Raw genomic sequence first — 19,151 nt, 5'->3', positions numbered from 1 at the left:
AGCTCCGCCATGGCGGGGGCTTTGGAACTGGATTGCCGCGCGGCTGCGCCGCTCGCAATGACGGATTGAGAGAGTAATGAGCGAGAACGAAACCAAAAAAGCCGCATCCAGCTGGATTAATGTCGCGGTCGATTACGGGCCATTGCTGGTGTTTCTCGGCGTCTATCGCTGGAGCGCGCCCGAAGACCCCAGCCCTGCGGGCGAATTGGCCGCGATCATCTATGGCACCGGCGCGTTCATGGTCGCAGCGGTGATTGCGCTTGTTGTGTCGAAGTGGCGGCTGGGCAAGGTATCGCCTATGCTGTGGTTTTCAACCGCACTGATCGTCGGCTTTGGCAGCCTGACTATCTTTTTCGGCGACCCGACCTTCGTGCAGTTGAAACCGACGATCATCTACGCGGTGTTCGGCGTGGTATTGCTGGGCGGGTTTTTCATGGGCCGCGCGCTGCTGAAAATCCTGCTCGAAGCCGCGTTTGAAGGGCTTTCAGATCAAGGCTGGCTCAAACTATCGCGCAACTGGGGTGTGTTCTTCCTCGCCCTCGCCGTCCTCAACGAAGTGCTGCGCGCACAGATGGATTTCGAAGGCTGGCTATGGGCCAAGCTGTGGGTGTTCCTGCCGCTGACCTTCCTGTTCACCTTCAGCCAGATCCCGATGCTGCTGAAGCACGGGCTGAGCTTTGAAGAACGGGACGAACCGCTGAAGAATGAACCGCCGACGGGGGGCTGAGGCGCGCAATGGGTTTGATTTTTCTCAACGGGACAACGTCATCGGGCAAAACAAGCATCGCAAGCGCGCTTCAGGAGCAGCTGGCGCGGCCCTATTGCGTTACGGGCATTGATGATGCATTTGCGATGTTGCCCGCGCGTCTCCACAACAATCGCGATGGCTTTTTCTTCGACCGTGACGAACGGGGTCTTGTGCGCCTCAACTTCGGGCCGATTGGCCTTGCATGCCTGAAGGCTCATCACCGATCCGTTGCAGCCATTGCGCGCAGCGGTATCGACCTCATCTGCGATGAAGTCATACTATCGGATGAATTACGCCAAGACTGGTGCGACGTGCTTGACGGGCTGCCAACCGTTTTTGTCGGCTTGCATTGCTCGCTTGAGGAACTTGAGCGCAGAGAGATCAACCGAGGCGACCGGGTCATCGGTCAGGCGCGCGGACAGTTTGCGATTGTACATTCAAAAATGCGGTATGACATCGAAGTCGATAGTTCGCAGAAACCACCTTCCCAGTTGGCGGCAGAAATTATCGCTGATTTGCCCGCATCATTCTGATTGATGTTCGGGCGAACTGGCAGCTTTCAAATCTCGACCTGGCTGCCCAATTCCACCACACGGTTAGTCGGCAGCTTGAAGAAATCCATCGCGGTCGCCGAATTCCTCAGCAGCCACGCGAAGATCTTCTCTCGCCACAGCGGCATTCCCGGCTTTTCGGATGGCAGCAGGGTCTGGCGCGACAGGAAGAAGCTGGTTTGCATCATGTCGAATGTGCCGCCGCACCGCTCCATCTTCTTGAGGCCGAGCGGGACGTCGGTTTCCTCCATGAAGCCATAGTGCAGCACTGCACGATAGAACCCGTCGTTAAGTTCAGTCATCTCGCAGCGCGCGTCGGGATCAACATAGGGCACATCCGCAATTTTGATGGTCAGGATCACCACGCGTTCGTGCAGAACCTTGTTGTGCTTGATATTATGGAGCAGCGCGGAGGGCACACCCGCAGTGCTGGACGCCATGAAGATTGCGGTGCCGGGAACGCGTACCGTGGAATTCTTGGCCGATTTGGCAAAGATTTCGAGCGGTAGCGCGCTTTCGCTCATCCGTTCGTGCATCAGCTTGCGCCCGCGCGCCCATGTCGTCAGCAGGATGAATGCGACCAGGCCGACCACCAGCGGGAACCACCCGCCATCGGCAACCTTGGTGAGGTTGGCGGCGAAATAGGCCCCGTCAACAATCAGGAACAGCAGCACCACCGGGGTCGCGTACCACCAGCGCCATTTCCACACGCCCACCAGCAGCACCGCCATCAACAACGTGTCGATCGTCACCGCACCCGTCACCGCGATGCCATAGGCATTGGCAAGGTTGGATGATGTCTGGAATGTCAGCACCAGCACGATCACCGCCACCATCAGCGCCCAGTTGATCACCGGAATATAAATCTGTCCGCCTTCGGTTGCCGATGTGTGGCGGGTGCTAAGGCGCGGGATATAGCCCATCTGGATCGCCTGATGGGTAATCGAAAACGCCCCTGAAATGACAGCCTGGCTGGCAATGAACGTGGCAACCGTGGCCAACAATACCAACGGCAGACGCCATTGTTCGGAGGCTAGGAAGAAGAACGGGCTTTCAATCGCCTGCGCAGCCTGTTCGGGCGGCAGACCCATGACCATCGCGCCCTGACCGAAATAGTTGAGCAGCAGACAGGGCATGACAAAGCCGAACCACGACAACCGCATCGGCCCGCGCCCGAAATGACCCATGTCGGAATACAGCGCCTCTGACCCCGTCACCGCTAGTACCACGCTGCCCAGAGCAAGGAACGCGAGCCAGCCATCAAGCATGAAAAAGTTGATCGCGTGATAGGGGTTAAGCGCCCACAAAATCGCCGGGGTCTGGATGATCTGCCAACCGCCGAGCAGGGCGATGACCGTAAAATAGACGATCATCACCGGCGCAAACAGCGCGCCAACCTTGGCCGTGCCGCGCTTTTGTATCACGAACAGAAACACCAGCAAAACCAGCGCGATGGGGATGACAAAGCGTTCAAACCGGCTGTCGACAACGCTCAAACCCTCAACCGCCGACAATACAGAAATCGCCGGGGTGATCATGCTGTCGCCATAGAACAGGCTGGTCGCAAACACGCCCAGTAGCACCGCGATCCAGGCATATTTCGATGTCGACAGACTGCGCGAAATCAGCGCAACCAACGCCAAGCTACCACCCTGCCCCTTGTTATCGGCCCGCATCAGGATGGTGACATACTGGATCGAGACGACCAGCGTCATCGACCAGAAGATCAGGCTGATCACGCCCAGAATATGGGCATTGTCGAGCGCAAGCTTATGCGCTCCCGAAAAAGTTTCGCGAAACGCGTAGAGCGGGCTGGTGCCGATATCGCCGAACACGACGCCGATCGCGCCCACCGCCAGCGCGGTTTTGGACGCGCTGTGGCTTTTCCCACCCGACGGTGGCTGGTGGGCAGGTGATGCAGCTTGGGTCATATCAATCGGATTTCCCGTATGTCGGTACTGCCCATCCCGCCAGAACGACTCGTCACAGGCACTCAGGCTGGAGTGGCGCGCCGCCTAGCACTCCGCATTCGCACCTGCAACACGCCGCAATCACTGGCCTTGCAGCATCGGCGCGCGCGCGATCATATCGTCCAGCCGCGCGACATCATCCGCCAATTCCTCCTGCCACGGTGCATCGGGAGGCGTGCGTTCGAGCAGTCCAGCCCAGACATTGCGCGCCGCGCGGATCTCACCGCTTTGCAGATAGGCAATACCGAGGAAATACTCCGCCCCCGGATGGGCAGGATCAATCGATCGCGCCCGGCCAAACGCTTGCAACGCCGCCGGAGTTACAAACCCATCGGCATGGCCAACCAGCGCAAGGCCGAGCGCGAGCCAGCTTTCCTGATCATCAGGATTTGCCTCCAAACCGGCTTGCAGCAGCGCGGCAGCATCGGCAAATTTACCGCGCCGGGCAAAGGCATCTGACGTCAGCAGGTAATTGGGCGGCGGCAGAGTGCGATCAAACAGCGCGGCGCGGCCTTCAACCATCGCCTCGCCCTGATTGCTCGCCGCAGCCGCCGCTTGCTTGGGCGCTGCGGGCTGTCCCGGCGCACCCTGCCACGCGTATCCGGCCAAGCCGAACATCAGCACCGCGCCGAACAGCGCAAAACCTTCGCGCGGCAGCCGCAGTGCCAGCGCGGCAAACGCAAACGCCGCAATTGCCAATGCACCCACGGCCAGCCAGCCATCGATCATGGCAAATCTCCTGCATCACTACGTCGCCTACCCAGTCGCCGCAGCAGCACCGCAGCGACGATCAGGATCAACAGTGCCGGGATGGCAAAAAGCGGCCATGTGCTGGCGCTGATTGTGGGATTGTAACTGACGTAATCGCCGTATCGCGCGATCAACCACGCGCGGATTTCCTTGGGGCTTTCGCCTGCCAGAATGCGGCTGCGCACCTGATGGCGCATATCGCCTGCCATCGGCGCGTCACTATCGGCGATCGACTGCGACTGGCATTTGAGGCAGCGCAGTGTGTGCATCAGCGCGGTTGCCTGAGCCTCCAGGGCTGGGTCGTCGAGCTGATTATAGGCATAGGGCGCGGGCGGCATGGTGCCCTGCGCGGAGAGCGGCAAAGCGATCAGCGCCGCCAGAAAGGCAAGAAGCACCCTGATCATCTGGCCTCCTCCAACTCTGCCAACAGCACCGGAATATCACTCTCGCGGATATCGCCGATATGCTGGTAACGGATGACGCCCGCAGCATCGATCACGAAGGTTTCGGGCACGCCTGAAGAGCCGATGGCAAGCTGCACTTCGGAAATATCATCCGCGCCGATCCGGGTATAGGGATTGCCATGACGCGCGAGGAAATTGGCGACATCTTCGGGCCGGTCGCGAATGGCAATGCCGACGATCTCTACCCCTTGGGCCTTCAATGCTTCAAGCTGCGGGGCCTCGGCGATGCAGGGCAGGCACCAGCTTGCCCAGATATTGAGCAGGCGCGGCTGGCCGCCAACCAGATCGCTGCGCGCGGCCCCCGGCAGCCCATCAAACGCGGGTTTGAGCGCGAAATCGGGCAGTGGTTGGCCGATCATCGCGCTTTCGACGAATTCGGATTTATCCTGAGTGAGCATATAGCCCGCCAGCCCAGCGAAAAACGCGAACAGGGCGAGCGGCACCCCAAGAAACAGACGTGAGCGCATGGCCGTTTACTCCGCGGGCACCGGCGCTGTGCCCAGCGCCTCAATATCTGCGCGACGCTCATCGCCCAGCGATACCGCCTTGCGACGCTTCATATCGACCCGCACCCTGCCGATAATCGCCAGCACCCCGCCCAGCGCGATCAGCAGCCCGCCATACCAGATGAAGGTCACAAACGGCTTCCACCACATCCGGATCTGCCAGCGTCCGTCTGCGGCCTGATTGCCGATTACCGCGTACAGTTGCCCGTTCCAGCGGGTGAGCAGCGCGCTTTCGCTGGTCGATTGCGGCGGCGACCAGAAATTGCGCGCCTGCGGGGTGAGGATGACCGGGGCGCCGCCATCGCGGCTGACGGCAATGCGCGCTTCAATCGCTGTCCAGTTCGGTCCGGCCACCGGCGTTACGTTTTCAAGGGTGAAGGTGAAATCGCCCACCTGATCGCTGCCGCCGGGGGCCACTGCGGCGAGGCGTTCTTGCGTGAACGCGGCTTCGCTGGCCATGCCGAACAGCGACACCGCGATCCCGAAATGGGCCATCACCATGCCCCACGTCGCCACTGGCACCCGGGTCAGGCTGCGCCCTCGCAGCGGCAGGAACGCAGCAACACCCAGCGCTGCGGCAAGCCCGAGGCCCAGCAGCGGCAGCAATGCGAATTGGCCGAAGAAACTCACCAGCCCGATCACGCCGATCAAAATGGCGGCGACGAGCAGCACTTCAAACCGGATGCGCCGGGGGTTGTCCTCCTTCCACCGCAGCAGCGGGCCGACCGCCATCACCAGAAACATCGGAATCGCGAACATCGCGCTCGCCGGGTTGAAATAGGGCGGGCCGACCGACACCCGCACATCAAACGCCTCGGTCAGCAGTGGATAGAGTGTGCCGAGCAGCACGATCGCGAGGATCGCCGACAGCATCACATTATTGAACACCAGCGCACCTTCGCGGCTGCTGAAGGAAAACCGCTTGCCTTCCGCCACCGCGCCTGCGCGCAGGGCAAAAATCGTGAAGGCCCCGCCGATATATAGGCCGAGTAGAACGAGAATGAACGCTCCGCGTTGCGGATCGACCGCAAAGGCGTGAACGCTCGTCAGCACGCCCGAACGCACCAGAAACGTGCCCAGCATCGACATCGAGAACGCCAGCACGCCCAGCATGATCGTCCACGTGCGCAGCGCATCGCGCGCGGCGAGCACAGCCACAGAGTGCAGCAGCGCAGTCGCCGCCAGCCACGGCATCAGCGAGGCATTTTCGACCGGATCCCAGAACCACCAGCCGCCCCAGCCGAGTTCATAATAGGCCCAGTATGACCCCGCCGTGATCCCGAAGGTCAGCAGCACCCACGCCCCCAGCACCCACGGGCGCATCACTCGGGCGAAGGTGGGATTGACCTCACGCGTCAACAACGCGCCCATCGCCAGACTGAACGCCACCGACAGCCCGACATAGCCCGCGTAAAGCGTGGGTGGGTGAAACGCGAGACCAATATCCTGCAACAGCGGGTTGAGCCCGGAACCCTCGATCGCGGGCACCGGCAGCCGTTCAAACGGGTTGGAGGACAACAGCAGAAACGCATAGAACCCCAGCGCCACAAACCCCTGCACGGCCAGCGTCGCGCCCATGGTGCGTTCTTGCAGGCGGCGCTCAAACAGGGCGAGCAAGCCGCCCGACAGCGCCAGCACGCCGACCCACAACAGCATCGATCCTTCGTGATTGCCCCATGTTCCGGTGAGCTTGTAAATCATCGGCTTCATCGAATGCGAATTGGCCGCGACCAGCTTGATCGACAGATCAGTGACCGCAAACGCCCATACCAGCATCGTGAAGGCCAGCCCCGCCAACAGCGCCTGTACCACAGCGGCGGGCCGAGCATAGATCGCCAGCGGATTGGCCTCGCCCTCTGCGCTACGCAGCGCAAACGCGCCTGACACCATCTGCAACACCGCCAGCGCAGCGGCGAGCCACAGCGCGGCCAGTCCGATTTCGGCGATCATTGCGTCAGCCCCACCGTGGTATCAGCGGCCATCTTTGCCGCTTGCGCGGTTCCCATGCCTTCGAGTTCCTTAGGCACGTAATTTTCGTCATGCTTGGCCAGCAGGTTGGTGGCCATGAACACGCCGTTCGCGCCAAGGCTTCCCTCCGCAACCACACCCGATCCTTCGACGAACAGATCGGGCAGGATGCCGCTATACCGCACGGGGATCGCATCTTCGGTGTTGCCGGTGACCATGAAATTGACCGTCACTCCGTCCGCTTCGGTGGCAAGCGATCCAGGCTGCACCATCCCGCCAAGGCGCACCGCTTGCCCGACCGACGGGGGTGTAGCCGCCATCTGTTCGGGTAGGTAAAAATAGTTGGCCTGATTGCGCAAAGTCCACGCCGCGATCAGGCCCGCGCCGATAATCGCGATCAGCGCGGCGATGATGAGGATAAGGCGTTGATGCTTGGCTTTCATGGCGTTTCCTTACCTCAGCGCCGGCGCACGGCATCGCGCCGCGCTTCGGCCCGGCGCATTGCGCGCCACGCCCAAATGATCAACCCGCCAAGCGCAATCGCGCTGACGGCATAGGCCAACATCACAAAATCCCACTGGTTGAGCTGTTCGCGCATTACGCCTGCTCCATTACCGGAACGCCAACCGCAGACGCATCATCATCCAATGCGCGCCGCCGCAAGCGTGCTTCGACCTGTTGCTCGGCGATCAGCGCACGCATCCGCATCAGCACGATTGCCCCGAATAATAGCGAAAAGCCCACCACCGCCACCAATAGCGGCACCAGAAACGTCGCATCAATCGCACTTTTGCCCGCAGTGATGCTGGGCGGTTGGTGGAGCGAGTTCCACCACACCACGCTGCGGTTGATGATCGGCACGTTCACCGCGCCGACCAGCCCGAAAATCGCGGCAATTTTCGATGATCCGCCTTCGCGCGCAGTGGCCTGCGTCAGCGCGATATATCCGACATAGAGGAACAGCAGCACCAGCATCGAGGTCAAGCGCCCGTCCCATTCCCACCAGGTGCCCCATGTCGGGCGACCCCAGATCGATCCGGTGGCAAGGCAGATCGCGCAAAACACCATCCCCGGCACCGCAATCGCGCGCGCAGCAATCGCGGCCAGCGGGTGTTTCCAGATCAGCAGCATGGCGCTGGAAATCGCGATCCCGGCCCAGCCCCCCATGCCCAGCCATGCGGCGGGAACGTGGATAAATAGGATGCGCACCGTTTCGCCCATTAGCCGATCAGGCGGCACCGCCACCAACCCCCACGCCAGCGCACCCACGGACAGCACCAGGCCGCTCCAGAACAGGAGCGGCATCAGCCACTTTGCCAGTGACAGGAAACGGGTGGGGTTGGCGTAAATGTGCATATCTATGTGCGTCTGGTCGGGCTTGTAGCGTTACACCCGAACCGGACAAGACTGCAATTCATGCATCAGTCAATTCGTCACCGGCAAGCAAGCCGTTTCAGCCGCGCCCGATCAATTTTTGCGCCATCCGGTCAGCGACCACATCGGACGAAACGCCGGTGGCATCGCTTTCCTGCCAGATCGCTTCGAGCCTGCCGGGGATCTGCGCCAGCAGCGCGTTGACCTCGGCAATATCGCTGGCGTGGCCATCGCGCCGCGCGAGGTATTCGGTCGCCACGGAAATAATGCCGCCGGCGTTGATGACATAATCAGGTGCGTAGAGAATGCCGCGCGCCGCCAGCACCGCGCCGTGTTCTGCCCGCGCGAGCTGATTATTGGCCCCGCCCGCGACAATCGGGCAATCGAGCCGGGCGATGCTTTCATCATCCAGCACCGCGCCCAGCGCATTGGGGCTGAACACGTCGCACGGCGTTGTCATGATTGCATCGCTTGCGACCAACGTCGCGCCCAGTTCCTGTGCCAGCGCGCCCGCGCGGGCCGCGTTGATATCGGCCAGCGTCAGCTTCGCGCCGTCTTTCGCCAGCAACCGCGCCACACCGCTGCCCACGCTGCCAACGCCCTGCACCGCGACATGAACGCCCGACAGGCTATCCGTGCCCAGCTTGTGCTGAACTGCGGCCTTGATCCCCAGATAGATGCCGAATGCGGTAAACGGGCCGGGATCGCCGCCCGCGCTGCCTTCGCCCGTCACTGGCAGGCCGGAGACGTGCGCCGTGCGCTGTGACACCGCGACCATGTCAGCCTCGGTGATGCCGACATCTTCAGCGGTGACATAGCGTCCGCCCAGCGCCTCTACCGCATCGCCGAATGCGGCGATCATGGCGGGCGTCTTGATCCGCTGTTCATCGGCAAGGATAACTGCCTTGCCGCCGCCCATCGGCAGGCCTGCCATCGCGTTCTTGTAGCTCATCCCGCGCGACAGCCGCAGCGCATCGCGCATCGCACCCGCCGGTTCATTATAATGCCAGAACCGCGTTCCGCCCGCCGCCGGGCCGAGATGGGTGGAATGCACCGCGATAATCGCTGTCAGCCCGCTCGCCTGATGGTGCACCAGTTGCACCAGTTCATGCGCGTCGAAATCGGCCTCAGTCCAGAAAGCGGTCATGCGTGATATCCCTTTGCCGCGCGCAGGAAAAACAGGCTGAAAGGGGAAGATGGGGCGACCAACGGGGTTCGAACCCGTGACCTCCGGTACCACAAACCGGCGCTCTAACCAGCTGAGCTATGATCGCCACACGCCCCTGCCCGCATACCACCTTTCCGGTCGCTGCCAAGCCCGCGCAAGGCGCGCGGTTTACGCATGGCTGACGCGCGGTCAAGTCCGCTGAGGACGGGGAGGCGCCTCTTGCACAAAGGGTTCGCGTTGGGAAGCGAAAACTGTTTTACCGCCGCCCATGCGCAAGATTATTGCGTGGGTACCGAAACCATTGCCAAGCAGCCATGCGGATTTATCGTGCCTCGTCATGACCCTGACCAGCGACTCCGTAACCACGCGGCTGATGGCGCACATCGGGATGCAGCGCGTCCCCACAATCAAGGCCGAAATATTTCAGCTGCGGCGATTCGTGCCGCCTGACCTGTGCACCGATCTGATCGCGCTGATCGAGCGTGATCGCCGCCCATCAACCATCGCCGACGATAATGGTGATGCGTATTTTCGCACCAGCGAAACCTGCGATCTGGCAGGCGATCTGCCCCCGGTACAGCGGATTGAGGCGATGCTGACCCAACTTTCGGGCATCGATCCGGCTTACGGCGAACCGTTGCAGGGCCAGCGTTATGCGCAAGGGCAGGAGTTCAAGGCCCACACCGATTACTTTGATCCGGGCGGGCATGATTTCGCCCGGTTCTGCACATTGTCAGGCCAGCGCACCTGGACGTTCATGATATATCTCAATGACGTCGAGGCGGGCGGCGCTACCCGGTTCAAACTGCTGGACAAGACATTCCAGCCGGAGGAAGGCAAATTGCTGTGCTGGAACAATCGCCTCGTTGATGGCGGCGTCAATCATGCGACGCTGCATCACGGGATGAAGGTGCGCAAGGGCGTCAAATACGTGATCACCAAATGGTATCGCGAAAACGAGTGGAGAGGCTGATGGAAGATTATTTGAAGATCGCCGAACAACTGCGGCAGCGGCTCGCGGAATTGACCGCACGCTCAACCGAGATTGAGGACGACCTGCGCCACCCGCTGGACGCGGATTTCTCCGAACAGGCGATTGATCTGGCCGATGACGAGGCGCTGGAAGGCGTCGATGATGTGCTGCGCGCCGAGGCACGCCAATTGCGCCTTGCTCTGACCCGGATCGACAATGGTACCTATGGCACCTGCGCCAAATGCGGGAAGGCAATTGCGCTTGAACGGTTGAAAGCGCGGCCAATCGCGACCCGCTGCATCAACTGCGCAGCCTGAAACGAAAAAGGCGACCCCGTCAGGCCGCCTTCCTCCCACGACCCGAGGGCCGCGAACTGTCGCGCGCGGCCTTGCGGCGGCGCAGCGTGTAACGGAATTACTTCTTAAGGCTGAGCCCGCCGAACCGCTTGTTGAACGCGGCCACACGCCCGCCTTCGCTGACCTGCTGACGCCCACCGGTCCATGCCGGGTGGCTGAGGGGATCGATTTCGAGCGACATGGTGTCGCCTTCCTTGCCCCAAGTCGAACGGGTCTGATATTCGGTGCCATCGGTCATCTTGACCGTGATCATGTGGTATTCGGGGTGACCTTCGGCCTTCATGACGTGATCCTTTGCAGCGTGACGCCGGTACCGACCGGCGTTGCTATGAATGGGAAGCGGCGCGCTTAGTCGGGTTTGCCGTACATGGCAAGCCTGTGTGCGGAGTCATTGTTGTTAGCTTCCGCTTCGGGCTGCGAAATCCTCGCCCGCGCAGACGCGGGTGGGCAAATCAAACCTTATCCACCATCATTGCGGTAAACTCGACCTCGCACGTCGTCTTGCCCTCGACGCTGGCCACGCCCTTGAACTTGTAGACCCGGCTGCGCTTCTGAGTGAATTCCACGTGCAGATCGAGCAGGCAGCCCGGCGTCACGGGCGCGCGGAACTTGGCGTTCTCGATCCCCATGAAGATCACCAGCTTGCCCGTTCCCGCCAGTTCCATCGTCTCGATCCCGAGGATGCCGGCGGCCTGCGCCAGCGCCTCGATCTGGAGCACGCCGGGCATGATCGGCGCGCCGGGGAAATGGCCCTGGAAGAACTGTTCGTTCATGCTCACGGCCTTGATCGCGTGGATCCGTTCACCCAGCGTGATCGAACGCACCCGGTCGACCAGCAACAATGGATAGCGATGCGGCAGCGCCTGCAAGACCTTGCCGATATCATAATCCAGCACCTGCGCTGGTGCGCTGCCCGCATCGCTCATTCGTAGCCTCCTACCGCAACGCCCGGCTCAACGCCCAACCGGGGCGGCGGTGTTGCCCTGCTGCGCCTGCTGCTGTTGCTGTTGCTGCATCATCTGCGCGGTCAGCAGGCGTTGCTGGATTTCCTGATAGAGCTGTGCGCCCTCACGGCTGGGTTGCCAACCTGCTGGAGGAACCACCCCGACAGATGCAACCTTACCATTGAGCGCCGTGGTCACCTGCTGACTAACATCGGCCTCGGGCACGGCAAACAACAACGAACCCGGATCAATCACCAGCTTGATCTGCTGCGCTGTGGTGACATCCTGCAGGGCTGCACCGTAGTGCACGATGATCTGTTCGATCGCAAAGATGCGCGCGCCGTCGATCTGATTGTTGAGCGCCTGAATTTCCTGTTCCAGCGTTTGCAGCTTGGTGAAGTCCCCTGAGTTCTGCTTGGCTGCCAGTTCTGCGTCATCAACCTGCTTGTCACCATTGGTGTCGAATGTGGCCAGCAAGGTCTGACGTTCCTGCGCCTTGGTGCGGCGCAGGTCGTTCTGCTGCGTATAGGTCTGGTTGACCTGTTCATAGGCCTGCTGGAACGCCGTGGTCGCGATGATCGTGCGCGAAATATCGACCGTGGCGACACGGCCTTCGATCTGGGCGTGAACGGGAAGCGCAGCCAGCGCCGTAAGCGCAAGGCCAGCAGGAGCGAGAAGCTTGGTGAAAAGTGTCATCAGAATTGGGTTCCTACGTTGAATGAAAAACTACGATCATCGTCCCCTTCGACCTTGCGAATGGTGCGGGAAATGTCGATGCGAAACGGCCCAAAGGGTGAGTTCCAGTTAACCCCGAACCCGACTGTGATGCGCGGGCTAACCGAATCGCCAAGGAATGTCTCCTTGATTGCGCTGCCGGGGCGGATCGAAGGGATATTGGCCGTGCCATCGGGCGCCAGCGGGTTGGTGGTGAAATCAAGCACGCCCGGAACGACCGGCACGCCATTACTATCAAGCCGCGGGGTCAGGAAGATCGGGTTGCCTTGCGCATCGCGTTGCTGCACGCCGTTGGGATTGTCCTGTAGCACCGGCTGCGTCACGCCCCACAATCCGCCGATATCAGCCCAGATCGAAGGCCTCAGGCCAAGTTCGCGCGCGCCGGAACCGAGCGGAATTTCAAGCTCGGCGCGACCGAGGTAGTAATTGCGCCCGCCAATTGCGTCATCGCGGGTCTGATCGGGGTCTGTGATCAGAACCGGATTACCATCGGCATCGCGCACATATTGCTGGGTCAGGACGCGTGGGCCAACGCCGCGAATGGCAAAGCCGCGAAACTGCGGCTCACCGAGGAAGAAACGATCCGTCAGAAAAATGTCATCAACGCCTTCGCCCGGGCGGTTCTGCAAGGCAATAATGGTCCCGCCTTCGGCCAGCACCGAGAAGATGAAGCCGCTATTGCCAAGATTCCAGAACTGCTGCCCGCGCCCACGGAAACGCACATAGCGCACATCCCCGCCCAGCCCAGCCACTTCACTGCTGAGCGACAGCGTGCGCCCGCGCGTGGGACGGAGACGAGAATTGAGCGAGTTGTAGTTGAGGCTGACGCCGACGATTGAGCTTAGCCGGGAACCGAGTGTATCACACAAAAAACGGCCAGCCAGCAGCGGATCGCATTCACGTATGCCGTCGCCATTTATATCCGAGAAAAACAGATTCTCGTCGAGCGTTACATCGTCGTTGCTGAGAGTGTAGCTGCCAATCAGCGACATGAACTCTGTCAGCGGAACCCCGGCGCGCAACGAAAAGCCCGTTGTTGACTGCTTGAAGGTGGTGTTACGATCATTATTGGTAAAATTGAAACTATTTGAATCTCTGCGGAAAATATCAATCCCGCCGGATATATTGCGATCAAATATAAACGGATCGGAGAAACTGACCTGCGCCGAGCGCGAGAACTGCGACCAATTCAAGCTGAGGCCGATTGTCTGCCCGCGCCCACGGAAGTTGCGCTGCCGGATGCTGCCTGCTAGAATAAATTGTTCAATCGAAGAAAAGCCCGCCGAAAACTGCAATTCACCGGTTGGATTTTCTTCGACATTGGCCTCAAGGACGATGCGGTCAGGGGCGCTGCCTTCGACCTGCTTGATCTCGAAATTTTCCTGGAAATAACCCAGTGAGTTTATGCGCGCATTGGTACGCAGAATCGCCAGCGAATTAAACGCATCGCCTTCCGCCAGCCGGAATTCGCGGCGCACGACCTTGTCCTGCGTCAACGTATTGCCGTTGACGTCAACCCGCTCAACATAAACGCGCGGCGCTTCGCGTAGGACGAAGGTGACATTCATTTTCAGATCGTCAGGGTTGCGGTTGAAGCGCGGCTGCACATCGGCAAAGGCATAGCCAAACCGCCCAGCCAACTCGGTCAACTGCTCGACAGTATCTTCAACCGTTTTGGCATTGTAGAAATCGCCCGACTTCATCGGCAGATTGCCGCTCATCGAATCGCTGTCAAAATCGCGCAGCTGGCTGTCGACCTTGACCTCACCAAAATTGTAGCGTTCGCCTTCCTCCACCACGTAAGTGATGATGAAGTCTTCCTGATCGGGCGTCAGTTCGGCCACCGCCGAAACCACGCGGAAATCAGCGTAGCCTTCGGTCAGGTAAAACTGCCGTAGCTTCTGCTGATCAAACGCCAGACGATCAGGGTCATAACTGGTATTGGAGCTGAAGAAGCTGGTGAAACGTGCCTGCTTGGTCACCATTTCGCTGCGCAGATCGCCGTCGGAAAACTTCTCGTTGCCAAGAATGTTGATCTGGCGAACCTTGGATTTCGGGCCTTCGGTAATTTCGAACACGATATCGACGCGGTTCTGCGGCAGTTGCACCAGTTTGGGTTCAATCTGCGCGGCAAACCGGCCTTGCCGCTTGTACAGTTCAAGAATGCGGGAAACATCGGCGCGCACTTTGGAACGGGTGAATATCTGGCGCGGGGCGAGCTTGATTTCAGGCAGTATCTTGTCGGGCTTGAGGCGTTTATTGCCTTCGAGCACGATGCGATTGATCACCGGGTTTTCGACCACGGTGATGACGACGTTGCCGTTTCTGTTGTCGATCGTGTAATTGGCGAACAACTCGGTCGCGCCAAGATCCTTGAGGGCTTCGTCGGCGGCTACCGCTGTGTATTCCTGACCAACCCGCAGGCGGATATAGCTGAGGATGGTGGTCGGCTCCAACCGTTCGGAACCGACGACGTTGATCGTGCGGATCACGTTGCTGCTCGCGGCGGGCGCAGGCTCTGCGGCAGGCTGGGCAACGGGCGCTGTTGCGGCGTCCTGCTGCTGCGCAAAGGCGGCCCCCGGCACACCGGCCAGCATCGAGCCACAGCACAGCAGCGCGACAAAGCGCGCGCGCTGCGGCAGCGAATGCGCCAGATTGCCATTGACCGGCATTACGCCCGCCTCGCTTATTGCGTTCATGCAGCTAAAATCCCGTTCCAACCGTCCGTGCCGTATTGGCGTCACACCCTTGCGACCCTCAATATGCACCCTTGCAAGTGACCTTATGTGCGATCGCCTGTCGCACCCTGAAAATCTGGCCCCCGCCTCTGCCCGATGTGCCCATCGCAATCAAGCCGCACCGGCGCGGATAGGACACGGACCGGGGCGCTTTCCCCGGCAAACCCGCTGGCCCGCGCCAGTCTTGCCTCAAGAGCCGAAGATGGGAAGCGAGAACAGATCATTCACCGTCACCACCACCATCAACACCAACACCAGCGCAATGCCGGTGCGATAAGCCCATTCGGTCACCTGCGGCCCTACCGGCTTGCGGCGGATCGCCTCGGCCAGATAGAACATCAGATGTCCGCCATCGAGCGCGGGGATTGGCAAGAAGTTGATGAATGCCAAATTAAGCGAGATCAAAGCGGCAAAATTGATGAAGGCAACAGCGCCAAGGCTCATCTGTTCGCCAGAGAATTTGGCGATCTTGAGCGGGCCGCCAAGTTCATCAACCGATCGATCGCCCATGATGATCTGCTGAATGCCGGTGATCATCATGCCCATCAGATCCCAGCATTGCTTGACCGCCAACGGGATCGCCTCAAGCAGGCCAACCTCTTCGAGTTCATAGGCCCCGCCTGCAGCGGCAACGCCAATCTGGCCAATCGCGCTTTGATTGCCGAAACCGTCGGTTTCCACTACCCGCGCGGTGGTGAGCGGAATGGTGATCTGCTCGCCTGCCCGCTCAACCGTAAACACCATGCGCTTGCCCGGATGCAAGGCAACGGTGGTGCGCAATTCGCTGAAATCAGCAATCGTGCGGCCATCAATCGCAACCACCGTATCGCCCACCTGAAGCCCCGCAGCTTCTGCCACGCTGGCTTCGGTAAAACGGCCGATGGTGCGCGAATCTTCATCGCCAGTGATGGTCGGTTTGCCCAGAATGGCGAAAAACGCGGCAAAGATTGCAACCGCCACCAACAGGTTGGTGATCGGCCCCGCCGCCACGATCAGCGCGCGCTTCCACAGGGCGGCGTGCTGGAAACTGCCTTCTTCGCAGGGCGCATCGGGATCGGGCACGCTGGCGGGGTTCATATCACCCCTGAACTGGACATAACCGCCCAAAGGCAGCGCCGAGAGTTTCCAGCGGGTGCCCTGCCGGTCTGTGAACCCGGCGATTTCCTTGCCGAAGCCGACCGAGAACGCATCGGCCCTGACGCCGAACAACCGCCCGACCAGCAGGTGGCCAAGTTCATGCACGGTTACCAGCGGGCCGAGCAGCAGCAGGAAGCCGACCGCATACATCCAGAACGGGGGTGCATCAAACAAAGGCGTTGGTCTCCAACAGAGTGAGCGCTTGCCGCCGCGCGGATTGATCGACGGCCAGAACTTCATCAAGCGTGGCCGGACGCGGAGCATCATTGCTGCGCTGCAACGTCTCCTCCACCATTGCGGCAATGCGGGTGAACCCGATCTGACCGGCGAGGAAGGCGGCGACTGCCACCTCGTTCGCGGCGTTGAGGATCGCGGGCGCACTTCCGCCCGCCACGATCGCTTCTCGCGCCAACCGCGTCGCAGGGAAGCGGGTTTCATCGGGCGGGAAAAAGGTCAGCTCGCCAATCGCCGCCAGATCAAGCGGGGCAAGCGGCGTTTCCATCCGCTGCGGCCAGGCGAGGCACGAAGCAATCGGCACGCGCATATCCGACGGGCCGAGTTGCGCCAGCGTTGACCGGTCGCGGAATTCCACCATTGAATGGATCACGCTTTGCGGGTGGACAACGATGCCCAGCCGGTCCAGCCCGACCGGGAACAGGTGAAAGGCCTCGATATATTCGAGCCCCTTGTTCATCATAGTCGCGGAATCGACGCTGATTTTCGCGCCCATCGACCAGTTGGGATGCGCCACAGCCTCTGCCGGGGTCGCCGCCGTCAGCCGCTCGGCGCTCCACGTGCGCAGCGGCCCGCCGCTGGCGGTCAGGGTGATTTTCGCCACATCCGACAGGCGATTGCCGCTGAGGCACTGGAAGATCGCATTATGCTCGCTATCGGTCGGCAGCAGGGTCGCGCCGTGACGGGCGACCGCCTGCATCATCACCTCGCCCGCCGAAACCAGCGCTTCCTTGTTGGCGAGCGCAATGGTGCCGCCGCGTTCGATCGCCGCCATTACCGGGGCGAGGCCTGCGCAGCCGACAATCGCCGCCACGGTCACATCCACCGGGCGCGCGGCCGCTTCGCACAGCGCCTTTCGCCCGCCAGCGGCTTCTATCCCGCTGCCCGCCAGCGCATCGCGCAATGCGGGCAGGCACGCCTCATCGCTGACCACGGCGATTCTCGCGCCAAATTCGCGCGCCAACGCGGCCAGTTCGGCAGCGCTCGAATGCGCGGTCAGCGCCTCTATGCGCCATCGTTCACGCTCACGCCGCACCAGATCGAGCGTCGATGCGCCAATCGATCCGGTGGCACCTAGCAGGGTAAGAGCACGCGTCATTGCCCCATCATCCCAGCAAAGCGAGCATTGTGGCAATCACAAACAGCACAAAGAATACCGCAAGAAAGCCATCGAGCCGGTCAAACAGCCCGCCGTGGCCGGGGATCAGCGCGCCCGAATCCTTCACCCCGGCGCGGCGTTTCATCCAGCTTTCAAAGAAATCGCCCGCCTGCGCCAACACTGCGATCAACACCCCGGCGAACACCGCAAAGCCAATGCTGAGCGGATTATAGCCGGGCGCGCCTGCTGCCGGGCCGAAATCGGTGAGTTCGATCACAACCGCAACCAAAGCCGCCGCCGTCGCCCCGCCCCCCAACCCGGCCCAGGTCTTGGACGGGCTGATGCGCGGTGCAATCTTTGGCCCGCCAATCGTGCGGCCCGCGAAATAGGCCCCGACATCCACCGCGATGATCGGCAGGATATAGCCTGCCAGCACCTCAAACGGGCCGTAGCCATAGCTTTGCCCATCCACCGGGAAAAAGGTCGGCCCGTTGCGCAGCGCCATCATCGCAAGGCCTGCCCCGCCGATATAAACCACCCCGGCAAAGAACCACAGCGTTTCAGCCAGCCCTGACACGCCAAAGCGGCCAACCAAGCGGTTCCATTCCCACAGCACGCCGCCTACCAGCAGCAGGATGAACGCGCTCCAGAACCAGCCGCCCAGCCACAGCGCCCCGCCTGCAATCACCAACATCACGATGGCCGACGCCAGCCGCACAGGCAAATCCGAAGCCCCCCCTTTGGAGTCAGGCACGCGGGGCGTTTCAGCGTCCACCATAGCGCCGCTCCCTCCGGGCAAAATCATCCAGCGCCTGCGTCAGATGCGCAGGTTCAAAATCGGGCCATAACGTGTCCACAAACAGCATTTCAGCATAGGCCGATTGCCACAGCAGGAAATTCGACAGGCGCACTTCGCCGCTGGTGCGGATCAGCAGATCGAGCGACGGCAGATCAGCGGTGTCGAGCTGCGCGGCGATACTCTCCACCGTGACGGCCCCTATCGCCGCGGCCTTCGCCGCCGCACGCGCAATCTCGTGCTGCCCGCCGTAATTAAGCGCCACCGCCAGTGTCTTGGTGCCATTTGCAGTTTGTGTCAGCGCATCTTCGAGCATCGCCACGATATCCGGCGCGAGCGACTGCCAATCGCCAATGATCTTGAGCTTGACGCTGTTGGCGACAAATTCGGGAAGGTCGGATTTGATGAACCGCCGCATCAGGTTCATCAGATCATCGACCTCATCATCGGGCCGTTTCCAGTTTTCAGACGAAAAGGCATAGAGCGTCAGGCATTCCAGGCCCATCGGTTCCAGCCCGCGCACCAAGCGCCGCACAGCCTCCACCCCGCGCTGATGCCCAACCGCGCGCGGCAGCCCGCGTTTCTTGGCCCAGCGGCCATTGCCATCCATGATGATGGCAACGTGTTTTGCGCGGTCCTG

At 61.1% G+C, this 19,151-nt stretch carries 21 protein-coding genes and 1 tRNA gene; 4 read left to right on the top strand and 18 right to left on the bottom strand.

Going from position 1 to position 19,151, the window contains the following annotated elements; genetic code table 11:
* Positions 1–76 precede the first annotated feature (76 nt).
* Both ABIE62_RS01120 and ABIE62_RS01115 read left to right on the top strand, forming a co-directional pair.
* On the top strand, positions 77–727 hold the full coding sequence (locus ABIE62_RS01120) for an inner membrane-spanning protein YciB (RefSeq protein WP_354322818.1): 651 nt from the start codon (positions 77–79) through the stop codon (positions 725–727).
* 8 nt (positions 728–735) lie between these two features.
* Positions 736–1,281: a chloramphenicol phosphotransferase CPT family protein gene (locus ABIE62_RS01115; RefSeq protein WP_354322817.1), complete on the top strand. Its 546-nt coding sequence runs from the start codon at positions 736–738 to the stop codon at positions 1,279–1,281.
* Between the two features lie 26 nt (positions 1,282–1,307).
* Here ABIE62_RS01115 and ABIE62_RS01110 read toward each other — a convergent pair whose 3' ends face one another.
* The 10 genes from ABIE62_RS01110 to ABIE62_RS01065 all read right to left on the bottom strand — a co-directional run bounded on the left by ABIE62_RS01110 (position 1,308) and on the right by ABIE62_RS01065 (position 9,605).
* On the bottom strand, positions 1,308–3,230 hold the full coding sequence (locus ABIE62_RS01110; protein WP_354322815.1) for a potassium transporter Kup: 1,923 nt from the start codon (positions 3,228–3,230) through the stop codon (positions 1,308–1,310).
* 120 nt (positions 3,231–3,350) lie between these two features.
* A complete protein-coding gene (locus ABIE62_RS01105; protein WP_354322814.1) occupies positions 3,351–3,998 on the bottom strand; it encodes a tetratricopeptide repeat protein in 648 nt (215 codons plus the stop codon).
* The gene (locus ABIE62_RS01100) at positions 3,995–4,423 is read right to left on the bottom strand and encodes a cytochrome c-type biogenesis protein (RefSeq protein WP_354322812.1); all 429 of its coding nucleotides are present in this window, start codon (positions 4,421–4,423) and stop codon (positions 3,995–3,997) included. Before ABIE62_RS01100 ends, ABIE62_RS01105 begins: the two co-directional genes overlap by 4 nt.
* Positions 4,420–4,950 (bottom strand): DsbE family thiol:disulfide interchange protein, encoded by a 531-nt coding sequence (locus ABIE62_RS01095; protein ID WP_354322810.1) that lies wholly within the window; start codon positions 4,948–4,950, stop codon positions 4,420–4,422. Before ABIE62_RS01095 ends, ABIE62_RS01100 begins: the two co-directional genes overlap by 4 nt.
* 6 nt (positions 4,951–4,956) lie before the next feature.
* Positions 4,957–6,939, bottom strand: coding sequence for a heme lyase CcmF/NrfE family subunit (locus ABIE62_RS01090; protein WP_354322809.1), 1,983 nt, complete (start codon positions 6,937–6,939; stop codon positions 4,957–4,959).
* Positions 6,936–7,400: a cytochrome c maturation protein CcmE gene (gene ccmE / locus ABIE62_RS01085; protein ID WP_354322807.1), complete on the bottom strand. Its 465-nt coding sequence runs from the start codon at positions 7,398–7,400 to the stop codon at positions 6,936–6,938. The genes ABIE62_RS01090 and ccmE overlap by 4 nt, the downstream gene beginning before the upstream one ends.
* A gap of 14 nt (positions 7,401–7,414) precedes the next feature.
* Complete coding sequence (ccmD, locus tag ABIE62_RS01080) at positions 7,415–7,555, bottom strand: heme exporter protein CcmD (protein WP_354322805.1); 141 nt, start codon at positions 7,553–7,555, stop codon at positions 7,415–7,417.
* A complete protein-coding gene (gene ccmC / locus ABIE62_RS01075) occupies positions 7,555–8,313 on the bottom strand; it encodes a heme ABC transporter permease CcmC (RefSeq protein WP_354322804.1) in 759 nt (252 codons plus the stop codon). The genes ccmD and ccmC overlap by 1 nt, the downstream gene beginning before the upstream one ends.
* 97 nt (positions 8,314–8,410) lie before the next feature.
* Complete coding sequence (locus ABIE62_RS01070) at positions 8,411–9,478, bottom strand: Glu/Leu/Phe/Val family dehydrogenase (RefSeq protein ID WP_354322803.1); 1,068 nt, start codon at positions 9,476–9,478, stop codon at positions 8,411–8,413.
* Positions 9,479–9,528: 50 nt separating this feature from the next.
* A tRNA-His gene (locus ABIE62_RS01065) sits at positions 9,529–9,605 on the bottom strand.
* Positions 9,606–9,836: 231 nt separating this feature from the next.
* Between ABIE62_RS01065 and ABIE62_RS01060 the strand changes: the two genes are divergently transcribed.
* Both ABIE62_RS01060 and ABIE62_RS01055 read left to right on the top strand, forming a co-directional pair.
* Positions 9,837–10,472, top strand: a complete 636-nt coding sequence (locus ABIE62_RS01060) for a prolyl hydroxylase family protein (RefSeq protein WP_354322801.1) — start codon at positions 9,837–9,839, stop codon at positions 10,470–10,472.
* On the top strand, positions 10,472–10,789 hold the full coding sequence (locus ABIE62_RS01055; RefSeq protein ID WP_354322799.1) for a TraR/DksA family transcriptional regulator: 318 nt from the start codon (positions 10,472–10,474) through the stop codon (positions 10,787–10,789). The genes ABIE62_RS01060 and ABIE62_RS01055 overlap by 1 nt, the downstream gene beginning before the upstream one ends.
* A gap of 97 nt (positions 10,790–10,886) precedes the next feature.
* Here ABIE62_RS01055 and rpmE read toward each other — a convergent pair whose 3' ends face one another.
* The 8 genes from rpmE to uppS all read right to left on the bottom strand — a co-directional run bounded on the left by rpmE (position 10,887) and on the right by uppS (position 19,121).
* Positions 10,887–11,111, bottom strand: coding sequence for a 50S ribosomal protein L31 (gene rpmE, locus ABIE62_RS01050; RefSeq protein ID WP_354322797.1), 225 nt, complete (start codon positions 11,109–11,111; stop codon positions 10,887–10,889).
* Between the two features lie 169 nt (positions 11,112–11,280).
* A complete protein-coding gene (fabZ, locus tag ABIE62_RS01045) occupies positions 11,281–11,754 on the bottom strand; it encodes a 3-hydroxyacyl-ACP dehydratase FabZ (protein WP_354322796.1) in 474 nt (157 codons plus the stop codon).
* A gap of 27 nt (positions 11,755–11,781) precedes the next feature.
* Positions 11,782–12,468 carry an OmpH/Skp family outer membrane protein gene (locus ABIE62_RS01040; RefSeq protein WP_354322795.1) on the bottom strand — a complete coding sequence of 229 codons (687 nt, stop codon included), beginning with the start codon at positions 12,466–12,468 and terminating at the stop codon, positions 11,782–11,784.
* A complete protein-coding gene (gene bamA / locus ABIE62_RS01035) occupies positions 12,468–15,179 on the bottom strand; it encodes an outer membrane protein assembly factor BamA (RefSeq protein ID WP_454184768.1) in 2,712 nt (903 codons plus the stop codon). Before bamA ends, ABIE62_RS01040 begins: the two co-directional genes overlap by 1 nt.
* A 255-nt stretch (positions 15,180–15,434) precedes the next feature.
* On the bottom strand, positions 15,435–16,532 hold the full coding sequence (gene rseP / locus ABIE62_RS01030; protein WP_354323029.1) for an RIP metalloprotease RseP: 1,098 nt from the start codon (positions 16,530–16,532) through the stop codon (positions 15,435–15,437).
* 16 nt (positions 16,533–16,548) lie between these two features.
* On the bottom strand, positions 16,549–17,715 hold the full coding sequence (gene dxr, locus ABIE62_RS01025) for a 1-deoxy-D-xylulose-5-phosphate reductoisomerase (RefSeq protein WP_354322794.1): 1,167 nt from the start codon (positions 17,713–17,715) through the stop codon (positions 16,549–16,551).
* 7 nt (positions 17,716–17,722) lie between these two features.
* Complete coding sequence (locus ABIE62_RS01020) at positions 17,723–18,493, bottom strand: phosphatidate cytidylyltransferase (RefSeq protein ID WP_354322792.1); 771 nt, start codon at positions 18,491–18,493, stop codon at positions 17,723–17,725.
* Positions 18,480–19,121, bottom strand: coding sequence for a polyprenyl diphosphate synthase (uppS, locus tag ABIE62_RS01015; RefSeq protein WP_354323027.1), 642 nt, complete (start codon positions 19,119–19,121; stop codon positions 18,480–18,482). Before uppS ends, ABIE62_RS01020 begins: the two co-directional genes overlap by 14 nt.
* Positions 19,122–19,151: the final 30 nt, after the last annotated feature.

The sequence above is a fragment of the Porphyrobacter sp. MBR-155 genome (assembly GCF_040547625.1).
Lineage (GTDB): Bacteria > Pseudomonadota > Alphaproteobacteria > Sphingomonadales > Sphingomonadaceae > Erythrobacter.
This window is presented reverse-complemented; position numbering and strand designations above follow the sequence as displayed.